The organism is Brooklawnia cerclae, assembly GCF_011758645.1.
In the GTDB taxonomy this organism is placed as follows: Bacteria; Actinomycetota; Actinomycetes; order Propionibacteriales; family Propionibacteriaceae; genus Brooklawnia; species Brooklawnia cerclae.
This window is the reverse complement of the sequence record NZ_JAAMOZ010000002.1, coordinates 122550-141835: the sequence shown is the minus strand read 5'-3', so window position 1 is coordinate 141835 and position 19286 is coordinate 122550. Positions and strand designations below refer to the sequence as shown.

Below are 19286 nucleotides of genomic sequence, written 5' to 3'. Positions count from 1 at the left end.
CTGTCGAAATGACCTCACCCCGACACACGTTCTCGCGGACGGCGTCAGCGTCCCAACGGGCGCTTGCGCGCATTGCTGCGGACGTCGGGGGCATCGTGTTCCAGCAGCGAGTCCACCAGCGAACTCGCGCCGACGACGCGTCCCAGCATCGCGCCGTGGAAGCCGAGAGAGTTGGGTCGCCCCCAGCCCCGCCGGGGCTTGCCGACAGGGCGCCAGCCCAGCCAGACCCCGTCGGGACGATCCAGCACCTCGACGGACGACACCTCGTCCCAGGGGATCCGGACTAGCCTCCGGGCACGGCGCCGCAGGACCAGGCCCTCACCGGTCACGACGAGACGCGGAGGACGGCCAACGGCGACCCAGGCGAGGATCGCTGCCAGCAGGACCAGGACGGCGAGCGCCGCCAGCCACCAGGGGAACGCGTCCGCCTCACTGGCCTGCACGGGCACGAGGACCGCGCACACGATCGCCAGCGCCGTCGCCAGGAGCGCGACCGCCACCCCACCGGCACGGTTCGCAAGCCGGAACGTCTCGGGACGCGATTCCTCCGAGGTGACCGACATGCATCCCAGCGTACGGCCGGGACGCCGCCGGGCGGGCGATCAGGCGGGGAACAGCGGGTTGCTGCCAGCGTTCGGCCGCTCGGCGACCGGGACGGGCCGCGGCGCGGTGCCGTCACCGAACGGCGTGCCGCCGAGCACCTCGCGTCCGTGGGGAGTGAGGAGACCCGACAGATCCGGCCCGAGCGGGACGATCTGCGTGGGGTTCACCTCCTTGTGCACGATGTAGTAGTGCTGTTTGATCTGGGTGAAGTCGACGGTGTCGCCGAACCCCGGGGTCTGGAAGAGGTCACGCAGGTAGCCCCACAGCACGGGGATCTCGCTGATCTTGCTCCGGTTGGCCTTGAAGTGGCCGTGGTAGACGGCGTCGAACCGCACGAGTGTGGTGAACAAGCGGATGTCGGCGAGCGTGATGTGGTCGCCCACCAGGTAGCGGCGCTTCGACAGGATGTCGGTGACCCAGTCGAGGGCGTCCCACAGTTCGCGGTAAGCCCGTTCGTAGGCGCCCTGGGAAGCCGCGAAGCCGCACTTGTAGACACCGTTGTTGATCTTGTCGTAGACCACCTCGTTGATCGACTCGATCTGGTCGACGAGATCGTCCGGGTAGAGGTCGGGGGCGCCGGGACGCCGGAGGGCACCCCACTGGCGGGCGAGGTCGATGGTCATCTGGTTGTAGTCGTTGGTGACCACCTTCCCGGACGACACCTCGGCGATCGCGGGCACGGTGATCCCGCGCGGGTATCCGGGCACACGCGCGAAGTAGGCGTCCTGCAGGCGGACGATGCCCAGCACCGGGTCGACGTCGCCCGGGTATGCCCCGATGTAGTTCCACGACCGGACGTCGTGGGTGGGCGCGGCGAGGCTCAGCGAGATCGCGTCCTCAAGACCCATGAGGCGCCGGACGATGACCGCCCTGTGCGCCCACGGACAGGCGCGGGCGGCCATCAGCCGGTAGCGCCCGGCCTCGACAGGCCACAGCATCTCGCCCACGCGACCCCGCGTCCCGGGCATCGCCACGGGGGCACTGCCCGCGGGCACCGAGGCGACGATGCGGTCCGCGATGTAGTGCACGTCGCGGACGAACTCGCCGTCGACGGACGCGTTCTGCGGATCCCCGGCCCAGTCGGTGGTCGCCGTGCTCGATAAGTTGTTCATGTTTCAACTATATCTTGGTGGCCCGGCGCGGTGACTCTTGTACGCCGTCGGCTGACCCCGGTCGCTGAGCCTGATGCTCCTTTCGACAAGCTCAAGGAGCGTCCACACCCGAAGCCCCCTCCGACAACCAACCTCGATCCCTGAGCCCGTCGAAGGGACACCAGAAACACCTTTCGACAAGCTCAAGGAACGTCACGCATCTGAGGCCTCTCCCGACAGCCAACCTCGGTCCCTGAGCCTGTCGAAGGGACACCAGACGTCCTCTTTCGACAAGCTCAAGGGACGTCACGCCCGCAGGCTCCCCGACAACCGACATCGATCCCTGAGCCCGTCGAAGGGACACCAGAAACACCTTTCGACAAGCTCAAGGAGCGTCGCGCCCGCAGGCTCCCCGACAACCGACATCGATCCCTGAGCCTGTCGAAGGGACACCAGACGTTCCTTTCGACAAGCTCAAGGAGCGTCCTCTTTCGACAAGCTCAAGGGGCGTGCGTCAGTCCGACAGCCCGTAGGCCTTGTGCACCATCCAGATCGGATGCTCGACCTGGGCACCGGTCCCCTTGCGGATCTGCCAGCGGCAGGTCTCGGTGTCGCACAGGGCGAACTCGGGATTGGTCTGCCGCACCATGTCGAACAGGGGGCGGCCGACGGCCTGGGCGACCTCGTACTTCTCCTTCTTGAGCCCGTAGGTGCCGGCGATGCCGCAGCACGCCCGTCCCGACTCGACCACCGTGAGCCCGGGGATCAGCCGCAGCACCTCGATCGCGGGCATCCCGATCCCCTGGCTCTTCAACTGGCAGGGGGCGTGGTAGGGCACCGTCATGTCGATACGCCGGAAGTCGGTGGGCAGTTCCCCGGCCTCGTGCAGTTCCAGCAGGAACTCCATGATGTCGCGGGTGCGCACCGCGACGTCGGCGAGCCGGTCGTCGGTCACACCCATGATCTCGTGCGCCTCGTGCTTGAGCATCCCGGTGCACGAGCCCGAGGCCGAGATGATCGTGAGCCCCTGCCCGGCCGACCTCAACTGGTCGCAGAGCTTCAGCACCGAGGCGGTGGCGGAGTCGAACAGGCCGTTGGACTGCTGGGCGAGCCCACAGCAACCCTGCTTCGGGACGATCACCTCGTACCCGAGGTACTCCAGCACCTCGACGGCCCGTTTGGAGGTCTCGACCTCGAAGTAACCGCCCGCGCAGCCGTGGAAGAACACGAGAGGGCCACGAGTCGGCTTGGCCGTCGGCGCCGTTCGCTTCTTCAGCCATCCCTCGAACGACTGGTGCTGGGCCGGAGGCATCGGGGCATCGCGATGTACCCCGACCACCTTCTCCACCACCGTGCGGATCGGCTTGTTGCCGAGGGCGGCGTTGGCGATCGGCGCGAAGGGAGTCATCACCTTGCCCATCAGCGTGGTCTGGCCGATGAGCCGATCCCTCACCGGCATGTGATCGGCCTTCATGACCGCCCTGGCCTGCGAGTTCAGTTCGGCGATCTGCACCCCCTGAGGGCACGACAGTGTGCAGATCCCACAGCTGGAGCAATAGTCGAGGGAATGGTCGACCGACTCCCCGTTGCGGTACCGCTCGGCCTGCGGCCCGACGAACTTGGGCCCTGAGAACAGCGGCGTCACCGCCGCCACCGGGCACTGGGTCTCGCAGACCGTGCACTTCACACAGTGGTCGAGGCTCGCACGGGCGAGCTCATGACCCGCGAACTCCATCCCGTTCACTCCGACTCCTCCACGATCGCATCGGCGGCGCGCACCGCGCTGCCCAGGGCTATGCCCTCGCCCGACTTCTCGCTCCACCGCTGTGCCCCTGCGAGCACCCCACCCGCCGCGTGAAGGTTCGCGTACACCGGGGTCGCGTCGGCGCCCAGGGGACGCATACGTTCGTCGACCCGGACGCCGACCGCGAACAACGGCTGCTCGGCGCCCCAGAACTCGCCGACGACGAGTTCGTCCGGTGCCTCGGGCAAGCCCGCCAGCGGCAGGCCGAAGATCGTCTCCGACACCCTGCCGTACGAGTCGAGCACGAGGCCGCCCGATTCGAATCCTCCTGCGGCCAGGACGAACGCGTCGGCCGCGAACTTCCGGGGTCCCCCGGCCGCCGCGATCGAGACCGCGCGCACCCGGCCCGGCTCCGCGTCGACGCCCGTCACGCGGCTTCCCAGCACGACCCTCACCCTCGCGGCCTTGACGGCGGCGGTGAGCGTCTCGTTGAGGCGCATCCCGGGCACCGACGGCGGGGGCAGCGGTATCTCGAACACCGGGTGCCCGATCCGGTCGGCCAGGTCGCGCCAGGCACTGCGATCGTTCAGCCCGAGGACGGCGGGCAGGCCGACGACCTCCCCGTCTGTGACCAGCGACGCCACGAGTTCGGCGAAGCGGCCTCGGAAGCCCTCGTCGTCGAACGCCCGGGCGTACACCAGCCCGGACGAGTCGGCCTCCCCGTCGCGCGCAGGGAAGTCCACGACGACATGGCGCGCCGACATCCGGCCTCCGCCGTCCAGCACCGTGCGGGCCAGGTTGCCCGCGATCAACGCGGCCGGGAAGTCCTTCAACTGGCGCAGGCCGACGATGGTGAACCGGGCACCGTCCCGGCACTCGCCGGCGATCATGCTGGGCTGGGCGAGGCACGTCGGCCGCACCGCCCCGACCGCCGTGGGCAGTTGGTGGTTGGACCCGACATCACCGGTCAGCAGGTCGGGGCCCACGGCGTCGCGCAGAAACTCCGCTCCGGTCCGAACCGCCTCGGCACCTATCACCGCATAGGGATGATCCGGCTTGTCACGAGCGACGTCGCCCACCGCCTCCAGCGGACAGCCCACTCGGTGGGGAGCATAACCGAAGATGTCGACGGTGCCCTGCGAGAGCTGCAGCCCGCCGATGCCCTTGGTCAGCAGAGTCACTTGTGCACCTGCCGCGGCCAGCCGGAGGCAGGTCGTCAGGCCCGCGATCCCGGCTCCGATCACAACCACCCGGGTCATGCCGCCACCTCCGCCCCGGCCTCGGCCCCGGGTAGGTGGTCGACGTCCAGCGTCCCCCGGAGGATCCAGTTGTCCAGGGCGGTCTGCCGCACCTGATCCCCGTAGAGGATCGGCCACAGCCCGATCCAGCGGTTCTTCAGGAATCCCCCCAGCAACTCGCTGCCCCTCGTGGCGTCGACGTGGCCGCCGTCCACCGCCACGCCGGCTGCCCGCACCGAGCAGAAACCTCCTTGGCAAGGCCCCATGCCGACGCGGAGCTGGCGCCGCAGATCGTCCAGGCTGCCGGTGGGCTGCTCGTTCAGCGCACGCTCGAACATCGACCGGCTGACGAGTTCGCACTCGCACAGGATCTGGTCGTCCAGCCGGTCGGCCTCACGGTCGCCCAGGCGGTGGGTGACGGCATAGTTCCGTCCCCCCTCCGAGCCGGGCACGGCCTCGGACGCAGTCGTGCAGGGACGCGACTCGCCGAGCTGGCGGCACATCTCGTCGACGATGTGCTCGGCCATCAGCCGATAGGTGGTGAGCTTGCCGCCACCGATGGTCAGCAGACCCCCTATACCGTCACGCTCGCTGTGGTCGATGACCGCCATGCCACGGCTCATGTGCCGGGTGTCGGACGCCGACACCCGCGTGTCCTTGATGAGCGGACGAGCCCCCGCCCAGGCGTGGAGCGCCCTGGCCTGCCGGAACCCCGGTATCAGGATCTCCCCCGCGTCCAGCATCCTGCGGACCTCGTCACGCGGGATCGCGAGGCGATCCGGGTCGTCGGCCCTGACGTCGGTCGTCCCGATGATGCTGACCGTGTGGACGGGCACGAGGATGTCGCCGTCGTCCGGGTAGATACAACGGTTGATCACCCGGTTGACCAGGCGGTGGTTCATCGCGATCATGATGCCGCGGCCGGGCACGACCTCCACGGGCTGGCATCCGGCGGCGGCGGCCACCTGGCCGGCCCACGGACCGGCGCAGTTGAGGACGAAGCCGCACTCGATCCGGACCTCTTCGTCCTTCTTGCGATCTGTGCACACCACGGTGGCCACCCGGCCCTCGCGGCTCTCGATCCGCGTGACGCGGTGGTAGGTCAGGATCTGTGCCCCGTGGGCCTTCGCCGAGTTGGCGGCGCCCCACACGAGCTGCCACCCGTCCACCGTCCCGTCGTGCACCTCGATCGCTCGCTGGATCTTCGGGTTCAGCCGCGGCTCGGTCCGCAGCGCCTCCGCCACACCGATCTCGCGCGCCGGAACCCCCGAGGCCGCCGCGCCGGCCAGGAACCGGTCGGCGAACCCCGGATCGTCGTCCGGCCCGGTGACGAAGTATCCCCCCGTCCGCTCGACCGCATCCGCGTGGATCCGCGCGACGATGGCGCTTTCCTCGGCGCACTCCCTGGCCGACTCCGGGTCGCTGACCACGTACCGCCCGCCGGAGTGGAGAAGGCCATGGAACCGGCCCGAGGTGCCCTGGGCCAGGTCGGCGCGCTCGACGAGGACCGCCGAGAAGCCACGCATCGCGACATCCCGGACGACCCCCACGCCGGTCGAGCCACCCCCGACGACCACGACGTCGGCTGTCAATGTGCGTACCACGAATCCTCCAATTCCCGGGCTCCCCGAGCTTCGCTGCCCCAGGGGCTCCTGCGGAAGAGAGCCTCGCGATCAGGGTAGCGAGGGGACCCTGGAGGACAGCCGCAAAAGGGCACATTCATGCAAACGTGCATCCCATCGGCCCGGGGATGAAAAAACGACACAGTCCGAAAAAGGGGAATCAGGCGCGACGACAAGGGAATTCGCCGCAGCGGGTCAGAGACCGGCGCGCTCCACGACAGCCCGGGCCGTCACGTCGTCGATCACCAGATCCGTGGCGGTGCCCGCGCGGAGCGCACCCACGATGGCCGGGGCTCGCGGGGGATCGGCGACCACGCAGATGCGGCGCGGAATGTTCGCCAGCTCGCCCGGGGAGAGCCCGGTCGCGCGCGCGTTGTCCTCGATGTCGGCGTACGAGCCGTCCTCACGCAGCAGAACCGTGCACACGTCCCCCACCACCCCGTCGGCGGCGAGGCGCATCATGTCCTCGCCGTTCAGGTAGCCGCCGCTGTACACGTGGGAGAGCACCTTCCCGTGGAAGGAGCCGACGCCGAAGATGGCCAGATCGATCCTGGACTGGAGCCGGAGCACGTTGCGCACCGAGCGCTCCCGCCACATCAGTTCCTTGGTCACCGCATGGTCGAAGAAGGCCGGCACGGGGAAGAGCACGACCCGGGAGTCGAAGGCGTCGCCGACGGCCTGCAGGATCCCGCCCACGTACGGGAGCTCCGAGCTGGACTGGCTGACCCCGCCGTTCATCTGCACGACCGTGGAACCGACCAGCGGACGCTTGCCCAGATGCCTGACCACATGCGTCAAGGTGACGCCCCACGCCACGCCGATCAACTGCCGGTCGTCGGCGGCCTCGGTGAACAGCTGGGCCGCCAGACGGGCGACCTGGTCGAACCGGACGGTCGCGTTCGCGCTCTCGCGCACCGGGACGAGATGGACGCGTACCCCGAAGGCGTCGGCGATCGCGGACGCCAGCGGTGACTGGGAGCCGAGGTCGTCGGCCAGGGTGATGCGCACCAGGCCCGACTCTCGCGCCTCCTTCAGGAGCCGCGAGACAAACGAACGCGACACACCGAAGTGACGGGCGATCGACTCCATCGTCTCTCCGTTGATGTAGTACCGCGCCGCGGCCTGATACATCTCCTCGTAACGATCGTTCATTGTCTCACCACCCCTCTGCACGTTCGCTCACAGAGTGGCACAGGCATTCACGATGAGCCAAACTGGGCGGACAGGACAATGGGGTGGATTTCTGCCGAACCGCCGGCAGCGCAAAGCAGAATGAATACAAAAAGAACGGGGTGGATCGCAGGGGAACCACACAACATCGAGGACGCCGAATCACAGCCCGCCCGGGATCATCGCCGAAATCTGACGGTGAGGCCGGGGATCACGAATCGGCATTCACGCGGATCCACCAGAGTGGCTCTTCGCAGTTGAGGGTGTAGTGCGGGGCGGCGCGTCGGTCACCGGATAGGGGTCGAGGTCTTCCGAAGATGGAGGTTCTCACGCCACCCATCCGGAAGACCTCGACGTGCCCGACGCTACCTTCGCTCGCCCTGACCTGACCACATTCGCCCGCCTCGACGAGCTCGGCCTTCAGGTCGTCGGGCAGCGCCTCGAGCCCGACCGGGCGGTCCTGGCCTGCCGGGTCGTCGAGCCCGACGGGTGGTGCCGTCGGTGCGGCTGCGAGGGCACGCCACGCGACACCGTCACCCGCGAGCTCGCGCACGAGCCGCTGGGGTGGCGCCCCACCACGCTGGAGGTCACGGTGCGCCGCTACCGGTGCACCGGATGCGGGCACGTGTGGCGCCAGGACACCACCGCCGCGGCCGAGCCGCGGGCCAAGCTCTCCCGCCGGGGCCTGCGCTGGGCCCTGGAGGGCATCGTCGTCCAGCACCTCACCGTCGCCCGCGTCGCAGAAGGGCTCGGTGTCTCGTGGAACACCGCCAACACCGCGGTCCTGGCCGAAGGAAGCCGCGTCCTGATCGACGACCCGACCCGCTTCGACGGCGTCACGGCCGTCGGCGTGGACGAACACGTGTGGCGCCACACCCGCCGCGGGGACAAGTACGTCACCGTCATCATCGACCTCACCGGCGTCCGGGACGGGACCGGGCCCTCGCGGCTGCTCGACATGGTCGAGGGACGCTCCAAGCAGACGTTCAAGACCTGGCTCGCCGAACGCCCCCAGGCCTGGCGAGACGGCGTCGAGGTCGTCGCTATGGACGGCTTCTCCGGCTTCAAGACCGCCACCACCGAGGAACTGCCCGACGCGGTCGCGGTCATGGATCCCTTCCACGTCGTCCGCCTGGCCGGTGACGCGCTCGATGAGTGCCGCCGCCGCGTCCAGCAGCACACCCGTGGCCACCGCGGCCGCAAGGGCGACCCGCTCTACACCGCCCGCCGCACCCTGCACACCGGCGCCGACCTGCTCACCGACAAGCAGAAGCAACGGCTCGATCGGCTGTTCACCGGGGACGACCACGTCGAGGTCGAGGCCACCTGGGCCGTCTACCAGCGCATGGTCACCGCCTACCGCGAACCCGACCGGACCCGGGGACGAGACCTCATGACCCACCTGATCGCCTCCCTCGCACAGGGAGTCCCGGCCACGCTGACCGAGCTGCGGACCCTGGGCCGTACTCTCAACCGACGCGCTGCCGACGTCCTGGCCTACTTCGACCGCCCCGGCACCTCGAATGGGCCTACCGAGGCCATGAACGGCCGACTCGAACACCTACGCGGCTCCGCCCTCGGCTTCCGCAACCTCACCAACTACATCGCCAGATCGCTCCTCGAGGCCGGCGGATTCAGACCCCGACTACACCCTGGATTCGGATGAGCCACCAGAGTCCCCGATCGGACGGTCAGGCAAGCCGATGACCCGTCAGCACCTTCGAGGTCGGCAATGCAGCCGATGAATGCATTGGTGGTGGAGGACGACGCCGAGTACCGGCCGAGACGAAAAGGCGGCCGCATACGACCAGTTTCATAGGAGCCTGAAAACATATTGACACGAGACGTTGTGGTCTCGGCTACGCAATGTCGCGTCACAGAAAGGTGAAACACAATGATGCCGTTGCTTCTTCCGCTCGAGGTGACGATTCCGGCGAATCCGACAGGATGGGACATATTCGCCTCCGAGTTCCTCGGGACGCTGGTCCTGATCCTCCTCGGCGCCGGGGTCTGCGCCACCAACAACCTCGCGAAGTCCAAGGGCCGCGGCGGTGGTTGGTTGATGATCACCATCGGATGGGGCCTCGCGGTCTACATGGGCGTCTACGCCGCGTGGAAGACCGGTGGGCACCTCAATCCCGCCGTGACGATCGCGAAGGTCGTCGCACACATCTACGATCCGAATGTGACCCTCAACGGCGCGGTCGTGGGCTCGGGTGGTATCCCCGTCACTTTCGGGAATGTCACCTTGTACATCGTCGCGCAGTTCGCCGGCGCCATCCTGGGCGCGATCCTGGCGTTCCTCGCCTTCAAGAAGCAGTTCGACTCCAGTGAGGACGTCGATCCCGGCCTGAAGCTCGGGATCTTCTCGACGGCCCCCGAGGTTCGCTCCTACGCATGGAACTTCATTACTGAGGTCATCGCCACCTTCGTCCTGATCGCCTTCGTCCTCGTCGCCGGTGGAACCCCCGCACAGGTCGGGCCGCTCGCCGTCGCACTCATCATCGTCGTGATCGGCGCCTCGCTCGGCGGGCCGACCGGATACGCCATCAACCCCGCCCGAGACCTGGGCCCGCGCATCGCGCACGCCATCCTGCCCATCAAGGGCAAGGGAACCTCGGACTGGGGCTACGCCTGGATTCCCGTCTTCGCCCCGATCGTCGGCGCGATTCTGGCCGTCGTCGTGGTCTACGCCCTGGGAATGCAGGCGGTCTGATCCCGTGGATTCGACGCACCGTCAGTTCCACAGCTACGGCATAACATCACAGTTTCCGGCAAGGACGCGAAAGGAGCACAATGACTGAGAACACGTATGTGTTGGCCATCGACCAGGGGACCACGTCGTCCCGGGCCATCGTCTTCGACCATTCGGGGAAAATCGTCGGTATCGGGCAGCAGGAATTCCCCCAGATCTTCCCGAATCCCGGATGGGTCGAGCACAATCCGATCGATATCTGGGACTCGGTGCGTGCGGTCGTCGGGCTGGCACTCGCCGATGCCGAGATCAACCGTCACCAACTGGCCGCGGTCGGCATCACCAACCAGCGGGAGACGGCCGTCGTCTGGGACAAGAACACCGGCGAGCCGGTCTACAACGCCATCGTCTGGCAGGACACCCGCACCTCTCAGATCATCCGCGAGCTGGCCGGCGACAAGGGAATGGATCGCTACCGCGACATCTGCGGGCTGGGGCTTTCCACCTATTTCTCCGGCCCGAAGGTCAAGTGGATTCTCGACAACGTACCGGGGGCCCGTGAGCGGGCCGAGCGCGGCGACCTGTACTTCGGGAACATGGACACCTGGGTGCTGTGGAACCTGACCGGCGGCACCAACGGCGGCGTGCACATCACCGACGTCACCAATGCCTCACGCACCATGCTCATGGACGTGCGCACCCTGCAGTGGCGCGAGGACATCTGCGCCGACTTCGGGATCCCGACGTCGATGCTGCCCGAGATCCGGTCGTCCTCCGAGGTCTACGGTCACGGCCGCAAGGAGGGGCTGCTGATCGACACCCCGATCGCCGGCATCCTCGGTGACCAGCAGGCCGCGACGTTCGGCCAGGCGTGTTTCCAGCGGGGCATGGCGAAGAACACCTACGGCACCGGCTGCTTCATGCTGATGAACACGGGCGACGAACCGGTGTTCTCCGAGAACGGCCTGCTGACCACCGTGTGCTACAAGATCGGCGACCAGCCGACCAAGTACGCGCTCGAAGGGTCGATCGCGGTGACCGGGTCGCTCGTCCAGTGGTTGCGCGACAACCTGAAGATGATCGAGTCGGCGCCCGAGATCGAGGAACTCGCGGCGACCGTCGAGGACAACGGCGGGGTGTACTTCGTCCCGGCCTTCTCGGGGCTGTTCGCTCCCTACTGGCGCGATGACGCCCGCGGCGCCATCGTCGGGCTCACCCGGTACAACAACCGGGGACACATCGCCCGGGCCGTCCTCGAGGCCACAGCCTTCCAGACCAGGGAGGTGCTCGACGCCATGAATGCCGACTCGGGGGTGAACCTGGCCGAACTGCGCGTCGACGGCGGCATGACGCACAACGAGACGCTGATGCAGTTCCAGGCCGACATCCTCGGTGTGGACGTCGTGGCGCCCGTGGTGGCCGAGACCACCGCGCTGGGGGCCGCCTACGCAGCCGGGATCGCGGTCGGGTTCTGGCAGGGCGAGGAGGACGTCATCGCGAACTGGCAGGAGGGCCATCGCTGGACGCCACAGCTGCCGCAAGACGAAGTCGACCGGCAGTACCGCCTGTGGAAGAAGGCTGTGACCCGCACCTTCGACTGGGTCGACGACGACGTGAAGTAACTCTCGTCAAGGCATGTGGACGCCGTGACCGCGCGGCGTCCACATGCCCGGTCTCGCGACGGCCCCTGCGGTTCGGGGAAGCCGTCTCTTGACAAATAGTTTTTGCTTCAATTAGATTGTTTGGGTCGGACCTCCAGCCACGAGAATCCGTCCGGTTTTCTGCGCTCAGATTTGGATCGCCGGATAGGCCCGGCTACGATAACCCGCGGCGTCTTGGGGGGACGTCACCCCATTTTCGCCCTGAGTTCATCGCGTCCTGATTCTTCGGACGCGCGCCACAGGCCGCACGGGAAAGCGGCCTTCACCGGAAGAACATCTCAGGGGGAACGGCAGTGGGGAAGAACGGCAAGAAGAAGTTCGTCGCGGTGGCCGCGGGACTGACGATCGCAGCGGCAGTGGGCGCATCAGCGGCCACGTTGGGCGGGCTTCGGACGAGCGACTTGGGCGCGAACTCGAACAGCGTCCAGGCGCAGGTCGAGAACGGCATCGCCGTGTCGTGGACGACGGGCTACGAGGCCACCACGAACGGCGGCGAGGGAGCCTACGCCGTCACAGGTGTGCACATCGAACCCATCGACGCGGACGAGACCATCGGCTCCGAGGCCGAGGTGCAACTGACGCTCAAGGACGACGCCGGCACCTCACTCGGCGAATACCAGAGCGACGACGGCGGCACGACGTGGAGCGTCGCACCGGACGAGCAGGTCCTCGCGCAGCAGGTGTACGGGGTTTCGCTGGTCATCAACGGCGGCTCCTACACTGACGTCGTCATCGACCGCCCCTGACACGTGGCGGGGATGATCCCGCCCGTGGGCGAGCTCCGCTCGAAGACCCTGTCCGCGGGCAGCACCGCGCTGCCGTCATCCGTGCGATCCCGTTCGAGAGCGAAGTCCCGCAGGATCGGGTCGGTCGCACGCGCCGTCGCGCTCGTGTTCGTCGTCCTGGCATTGTGGCCCGCCACCTGGGGTGGGCTGACCGGGTTGACCGCGGTGTACGGCCATTCCATGGAACCGACCTACCGCACCGGTGACCTGGTGGTCACCGTCCGCGCACCCTCGTACCACGTCGGTGACGTGGTGTCGTACAAGGTGCCGGAGGGGCAGCCCGGCGCCGGGGGCCGGGTAATCCACCGCGTGGTCTCGGTGGATGCTTCCTCCGGGACCGAGGTGTACACGACCAAGGGCGACAACAATTCGAGCGCCGACGAATGGCGGTTCGGCGCGGACGACGTCCTCGGCCGGGCCGTGCTGCGCGTGCCATCTGCGGGCAGGCTTCTCGGCCCGGGGCTGCTGCCCTGGTTCCTCGCAGTGGTGTGCGGGGCGGCGGTCATCGTGCTCCTCTGGCCCCCGCAGGAGGACGGGGAGCCCGACGTTCCGGCCACGCCATGACCGCGGGAGGATCCCCACGGTGCGCCCGCCCGATCGCTCGCCGCACCGTGGGGGAATACCTGACCGCAGCGCTGACCGCGATCGCGCTGCTCACCTTCGGCATCTCCCCCGCCTATGCGACGACCCTGGGCGGGCTGACGACCGCCGGTCTCGGATCGGCGGACGCGGTGACACGACTGCTGACCGGCGTGCAATTGGAGTGGGACGCCCGGCCCGTGGGCTCCGACTGGATGCTGTCGGGGCTCGCCCTGACCCCGGATCCCGGCCAGTCGTTCGCGGCGGGCGACACGGTGAGGGTCGCCCTGGAGGCCGACATCGACTCCGACCCGGTGTGCGAGTTCGTGATCCCGGTCTCCGAGGAGCAGGCCGCCGCGGGAGCCGTTCGTGTCGATGAGGGCGTCGTCGGGGACGAGTGCCCTGCATTCCCCCTCGGGGAGGCGACCACAGTGGCGGTCGCCGTCACGGGTACCGGTGTCGCCACGACCCTTACCAGCAGAGTCGGACCGGTCAGCGGAACCCTCGCCAGCTACTCGGGCACGGTCCTCGACACAGGGCGCACCCTGCAGGCCGGGTTCGACACCGAGCAGGTGTCGGGGCAGTCGTACGTCAGCGAACTGTTCGTCGACGTCACCTCGGGCGCGACCGCCGGCGAGCTGATCGGCCAAGAGGTCTCGGTCGCCCTGTACGACACCGACGCCGACGTCGCCTACCAGTTCACCGGCACGATCTCGGACGACTCCGATGCGCCGGTGCGGGTGACGACGACCCGCTCCGCAACCGGGGCGTCCTTCCCCACCATCCTGATCGACCCCAGACAGGGTGACGATCCCGCCGGCTGGCCGAGGGAGGACACCGTGGCTCGGTTCAGCGTCATGCTCTCGTCTCCCCAACACCTCGGCACCCCATATGACGGAGCGGCACCGGATCAGGCACTCTCGATCGTCGACGGCACCATCGACGCCGACGACCCGGGCACGCGGGTGCCGTCGAGCGCCCTCGACCCCATCGGGCTCGACCAGCGCCTCGTCTACGCCTATCCCAAGGACAAGACGAACGACACCAACCAGCTGTCCTTCTGTCACACCTTCACCCTCGTCAACACCAGCGACGAACCCGTCGCCTGGTCGCTGACCTTCGACACCTCGCTGCCACCCATGTGGGGACTCGACCCAACCAAGCCCGGAGCGTTCTCCAGCGCCTGGAACTTCGTCACCACGAGCTACGACGCCACCACCCACCTGTGGACCATCGCCGGCGTCGCCGGGAACAACGACGTGCTCGCCCCCGGGCAGAGCCTCGGCGCGGTGGGGTACTGCGTCCAGAACGTGCCCGTTCCCCCTGTGGACCCCGACTCCTTCGACGTCCAGGTCGAGGTCGAGCCCGGGAGCACCGAGTGGTGGGTGGCACTCCGCATCACGGTGACCTCGACCAGCCAGTGGTCGGTTCCCTGGGAAGCCACGGTCGACCTGGCCGACTACGTATGCCCCACCAACCTGGCCGGACGCTCGGTCACCTTCCAGCGATCGGTCGCCACCCCCGTCGCGGGCAGCAGCACCGCCTACCTGATACGGGGTACAACCGGCGACACCCGGTTCGTCTCGGCCTCCCTGCCACGTGACTACGTCTTCGTCGCCTACAGCCCCGGCGGCACGAAGTGGCAGAAGTCCTGCGGATGAGGGAGCCCTAGACCGCGGGCATACCCAGCGGAACCGACCCGGCGGATATGCCCCCGCCGGCCGGCGCGTCCGGGCCGAACTCGTCGGCATCGGTCCACTGGGCCAGCTGGCTCTTCGTCCCGGCCACCTTGTGCGCAGTGGCCACCATCAGCTTGATGCGGTTGAGCTGGTTGACCTCGGAGGCGCCCGGGTCGTAGTCGATCGACACGACGTTGGCGGCCGGGAACTGGCGGCGCAGTTCCTTGAACATGCCGCGGCCCACCACGTGGTTCGGCAGGCACGCGAACGGCTGCGCGCAGATGATGTTGGGGGTCCCGTGCTCGATCAGTTCGACCATCTCGCCCACCAACAGCCAACCCTCGCCCGCCTGCGTGCCGAGCGAGATCACCTGCTGGGCCTTCTCGGCCAGATCCGTGATCGGGTGCGGCACATCGAACTTGCCGCCGCACGCGGCCAGCGCGCGGCGCATCGGACGCTCGTACTGTTCGATCATCCACACCCCGAGCCGCTGGCCCATGCGGCCCTTGCGGGAACCCATACCGAAGGTGTCCCATTTGTAGTCGGCGGTGTACATGCCCTGGAGGAAGAACGCGGTGAGCCCGGGCAGCACGGCTTCACAGCCCTCGTCCTCGATCACGCGCACGGCGTCGTTGTTGGCGTCCGGCTGGAACTTCACGAGGATCTCGCCCACGACGCCCACGCGCGGCTTGCGGCCGATGTCGAGCAGGGGCAGTTCGTCGAACTCCTTCACGATGGTGCGGCACATCCAGGCGAACCCGACGCGGCGGTTCAGCGTCGGCGACCATCCGCCGTTGTCGAAGTACTCGCGAGTGATCGCGTCCCACTTCCGGTAGAGGCGCATCGCGGCGCCCTCGTCGCGCTCGTACGGCCGGACGCGCAGCAGCACGATCTGCAGCAGATCACCCAGGACGAGGCCCTGGATGGCACGGTGCGCGAGGCCCGCGGACAGCTTGAAGCCGGGGTTCTGCTCGATGCCCTGCGCACTCACGGCGAGCACCGGCACCTGCGGGTAGCCCGCGTCCCGCAGGCCTTTGCGCAACAGGCCCACGTAGTTCGTCGCGCGGCACATGCCACCGGTCTGGGTGATGGCGACGGTCGAGGCGTCGGGGTCGGCCCCACCGGAGACGAACTTGTTGATGAGCTGGCCGATCACCATGATCGCCGGGTAACAGGCGTCGTTGTGCACATACTTCAGGCCGCACTCGACGTCCTCGCGCGACGCGTGCTCCAGCACCTCGACGTTGAGCCCCGCGTACTTGAACACGGGCTCGGCCATGCGGAAGTGGATCGGTGACATCTGGGGCACGTAGACGGTGTGCGAGTCGCGTTCGGCGACGCCGAACACCGGCACGTCCTGGCTGGTGTCGATCTCGGCGGAGGCGAGCGGTGCGCGCCGCTCCTTCGTGGCGGCCTGCAGCGAACGCAGCCTGATGCGTGCCGCGCCCAGGTTCGACACCTCGTCGATCTTCAGCACGGTGTACACGTCGCCGGCCCGCTCGCAGATCTCCTGCACCTGATCGGTGGTGATCGCATCGACGCCGCAGCCGAACGAGTTCAACTGGACGATGTTGAGGTCGGGCTGCGTGGCCACCTGGCCGGCGGCCTCGTACAGGCGGGTGTGGTAGGTCCACTGGTCGAGCACCCGCAGCGGCCGGGCCACGGTGGAGGTGGTCATGCCGGCCGTCAGCGCGTCCTCCGAGAGGACGACCATGCCCAGCGACGCGATGACCTCGGGGATGCCGTGGTTGATCTCGGGGTCGATGTGGTACGGGCGGCCGGCCAGCACGATGCCGCGCATGCCGCGCTCACGCATGTACTGCAGCGCCCGATCGCCCTCGGCGCGGATGTCGGTGTGCACCCGGTCGAGTTCGGCGTAACCCTCCTGTGCGGCAGCGGTGGCCTCGTCCAGCGTCACGCCCCAGTCTGCGAAGACCTCGACGAGACGGGAGGGCAGCTTGTGCCGGTTGTCGAGGTTGAGGAACGGGTCGAGGAAGCGCACACCGTCGGCGTGCAGACGGTCGAGGTTCTTCTCCAGCACCTGCGGGTAGAAGGCCACGATCGGGCAGTTGTAGTTGTTGTTGGCGTCGTCGAACTGTTTCAGCTCGTAGTTGACGCACGGCATGAAGATGGTCTTTATTCCCTTGTCGAGCAGCCATTCGACGTGGCCGTGCGCGAGTTTGGCCGGGTAGCACACGTTCTCGGAGGGGATCGACTCCATGCCGCTGGCGAACAGTTCGTGTGAACTCCGTCCCGAGACGACCACCTTGAAGCCGAGCTTGGTCAGGATCGTGAACCACAGCGGGTAGTCCTCGTACATGCCGAGCGCGCGGGGGATGCCGATCTCGCCGCGGGTGGCGTCGGAGTCCTTCAGGCGGCGGTAGCCGAAGATCCGCTTGTACTTGTAGTCGTAGAGGTTCGGCACCTCGGACTTCTTGGGCCGGACGTCCAGCGAGGCGCCGCGCTCGCACCGGTTGCCCGACACGTGACGCGAGCCGTCGTCGAAGTTCGTGATCGTCAGCTTGCAGTGGTTCTGGCACAGCTGGCAGGTGCGCTGGGAACTCGTGACCTCGAACCCGTCGAGGTTGCGCTCCATCACCGCGCTCACCGCGCCGGGCTCGTAGTGTGCCTTCGCGATGAGCGCCGCCCCGTAGGCGCCCATGAGGCCCGCGATGTTCGGCCGGACGACCTGTACGCCGGTCTGCAGCTCGAAGGCACGCAACACCGCGTCGTTCAGGAAGGTTCCGCCCTGGACGACCACCCGGTCACCGAGGTCGCCGGAGTCCCGCAGCTTCATCACCTTGTACAGCGCGTTGCGCACCACCGAGTACGACAGGCCCGCCGAGATGTCGGCGATCGAGGCGCCCTCCTTCTGGGCCTGTTTGACCGACGAGTTCATGAAGACCGTGCAGCGGCTGCCGAGGTCGACCGGCGCGGCCGAGGTGAGCCCCACCTGCGCGAAGGCCCGCACATCGGTGCCCATGGTCTCGGCGAAGGTCTGCAGGAAGCTGCCGCAGCCCGACGAGCACGCCTCGTTGACCGAGATGGAGTCGACGGCCCCGCCCCTGATCTTGAGGAACTTCATGTCCTGCCCGCCGATATCGATGACGCTGGTGACTCCCGGGCACACCTGCGCGGCCGCCCGGAAGTGGGCCATGGTCTCGACCTCGCCCTCGTCGGCGTGGAGCGCGGCCTTGATCAGGTCTTCCCCGTAGCCGGTGACGCAGGTGCGGCCGATGAAGGCGCCCTCGGGCAGCGCGCCGATCACCTGCCGGGCGATGCCGACGGCCGCCGCGACCGGATCGCCCTCGTTGGATCCGTACGTCGAGGCGACGATCGTGCCGGAGGCGTCCAGCAGCACCGATTTGATGGTGGTCGATCCCGCGTCGATGCCCAGCCACAGCGGCCCGAAGGCTCCGTCGAGCGTGCCCTGGGGCACCTGATCGGCCGCGTGGCGATCCTCGAACTCGGTGCGCTCGTCCTCGTCGGCGAACAGGGGACGCATGGTGTGGGTGGTCATGACGACCTGGTTGGCCGCCTCCAGTTCGCCGGCCAGGTGGGGCAGGCTGAGCGCCGGCCCCTGAGCGCCGAACGCCGCGCCGAGGGCGACGTACAGCTGGCCGTTGTCGGGGGTGACGTAGCGTCCGACGTTGTCACCGAGCACTCGCTGGAAGGCCGCGCGCAATTCCGGCAAGAAGTGGAGCGGGCCGCCGAGGAAGATGACGGTGCCACGGATCGGGTGCCCGCAGGCCAGTCCGGCGACGGTTTGGGTGGCTACCGCCTGGAACACCGACGCGGCGATGTCCGAGTGCGCCGCACCCTGGTTGAGCAGGGGCTGCACGTCGGTCTTCGCGAAGACGCCGCATCGTGACGCGATCGGGTACAGGTTCTCGTAACGGGACGCCAGCTCGTTCAGCCCGGACGCGTCCACCTTGAGCAGGGTCGCCATCTGGTCGATGAAGGCACCCGTGCCGCCCGCACACGTGCCGTTCATGCGCTGCTCGGGCACGGGGTGCAGGTAGGTGATCTTGGCGTCCTCGCCGCCCAGCTCGATGATCACGTCGACGTCGGGGTTGAGCCGCTCGATCGCGGCGGTGGACGCGATGACCTCCTGGACGAACTGGACGCCCATGATCTTCGCCACCCCGAGCCCGCCCGACCCGGTCATGGCGACGCGCACCACGTCGTCGGGAAACTCGGCCTGCACGTCGCGCAGAAGTTTGGCCAACTCACCGCGAACATCGGCGTTGTGACGGCGGTAGTCGCTGAACAGGATCCGATCGCCTCGCGTGACCACGGCCTTGACCGTGGTGGACCCGACGTCCAAACCGAGGGAAAGTGAACTGTCCATGTCGTCCGCTCCACTCATCCGGCAGCGCCAGAACGATCGTTCTGTTTCATGCTCAACGGTACCCGACA

13 protein-coding genes are annotated in these 19286 nt (G+C 68.0%); 6 read left to right on the top strand and 7 right to left on the bottom strand.

Features of this window, described 5'->3' with window-relative positions; all coding sequences use genetic code 11:
* Positions 1-44: 44 nt before the first annotated feature.
* The 6 genes from FB473_RS14130 to FB473_RS14105 form a co-directional block, all read right to left on the bottom strand.
* Entirely contained in the window at positions 45-563 is a 519-nt protein-coding gene (locus FB473_RS14130) for a hypothetical protein (RefSeq protein ID WP_167170026.1), read from the bottom strand.
* Positions 564-602: 39 nt separating this feature from the next.
* The gene (locus tag FB473_RS14125) at positions 603-1715 is read right to left on the bottom strand and encodes a glutathione S-transferase family protein (RefSeq protein ID WP_167170023.1); all 1113 of its coding nucleotides are present in this window, start codon (positions 1713-1715) and stop codon (positions 603-605) included.
* A gap of 493 nt (positions 1716-2208) precedes the next feature.
* A complete protein-coding gene (locus tag FB473_RS14120) occupies positions 2209-3429 on the bottom strand; it encodes an anaerobic glycerol-3-phosphate dehydrogenase subunit C (RefSeq protein WP_167170354.1) in 1221 nt (406 codons plus the stop codon).
* 5 nt (positions 3430-3434) lie between these two features.
* A complete protein-coding gene (gene glpB / locus FB473_RS14115) occupies positions 3435-4697 on the bottom strand; it encodes a glycerol-3-phosphate dehydrogenase subunit GlpB (RefSeq protein WP_167170020.1) in 1263 nt (420 codons plus the stop codon).
* On the bottom strand, positions 4694-6268 hold the full coding sequence (gene glpA / locus FB473_RS14110) for an anaerobic glycerol-3-phosphate dehydrogenase subunit GlpA (protein ID WP_167170351.1): 1575 nt from the start codon (positions 6266-6268) through the stop codon (positions 4694-4696). Before glpA ends, glpB begins: the two co-directional genes overlap by 4 nt.
* Before the next feature lie 225 nt (positions 6269-6493).
* Positions 6494-7450: a sugar-binding transcriptional regulator gene (locus FB473_RS14105; RefSeq protein ID WP_167170017.1), complete on the bottom strand. Its 957-nt coding sequence runs from the start codon at positions 7448-7450 to the stop codon at positions 6494-6496.
* Positions 7451-7823: 373 nt separating this feature from the next.
* Here FB473_RS14105 and FB473_RS14100 point away from each other — a divergent pair, with 373 nt between their 5' ends.
* From FB473_RS14100 to FB473_RS14075, 6 genes are all read left to right on the top strand, one after another.
* A complete protein-coding gene (locus FB473_RS14100) occupies positions 7824-9134 on the top strand; it encodes an ISL3 family transposase (RefSeq protein ID WP_167166414.1) in 1311 nt (436 codons plus the stop codon).
* 231 nt (positions 9135-9365) lie between these two features.
* Positions 9366-10184 (top strand): MIP/aquaporin family protein, encoded by an 819-nt coding sequence (locus tag FB473_RS14095; RefSeq protein WP_208390828.1) that lies wholly within the window; start codon positions 9366-9368, stop codon positions 10182-10184.
* An 80-nt stretch (positions 10185-10264) separates the two neighbouring features.
* A complete protein-coding gene (gene glpK / locus FB473_RS14090) occupies positions 10265-11785 on the top strand; it encodes a glycerol kinase GlpK (protein WP_167170010.1) in 1521 nt (506 codons plus the stop codon).
* Positions 11786-12117: 332 nt separating this feature from the next.
* A complete protein-coding gene (locus FB473_RS14085) occupies positions 12118-12570 on the top strand; it encodes a hypothetical protein (protein WP_167170007.1) in 453 nt (150 codons plus the stop codon).
* 24 nt (positions 12571-12594) lie between these two features.
* Positions 12595-13173: a signal peptidase I gene (locus FB473_RS14080; protein WP_167170004.1), complete on the top strand. Its 579-nt coding sequence runs from the start codon at positions 12595-12597 to the stop codon at positions 13171-13173.
* On the top strand, positions 13170-14849 hold the full coding sequence (locus FB473_RS14075; protein ID WP_167170000.1) for a hypothetical protein: 1680 nt from the start codon (positions 13170-13172) through the stop codon (positions 14847-14849). The genes FB473_RS14080 and FB473_RS14075 overlap by 4 nt, the downstream gene beginning before the upstream one ends.
* A 7-nt stretch (positions 14850-14856) precedes the next feature.
* On the opposite strand, the gene FB473_RS14070 is transcribed toward FB473_RS14075, so the two are convergent.
* Complete coding sequence (locus tag FB473_RS14070) at positions 14857-19218, bottom strand: acyl-CoA dehydratase activase-related protein (RefSeq protein WP_167169996.1); 4362 nt, start codon at positions 19216-19218, stop codon at positions 14857-14859.
* Positions 19219-19286: the final 68 nt, after the last annotated feature.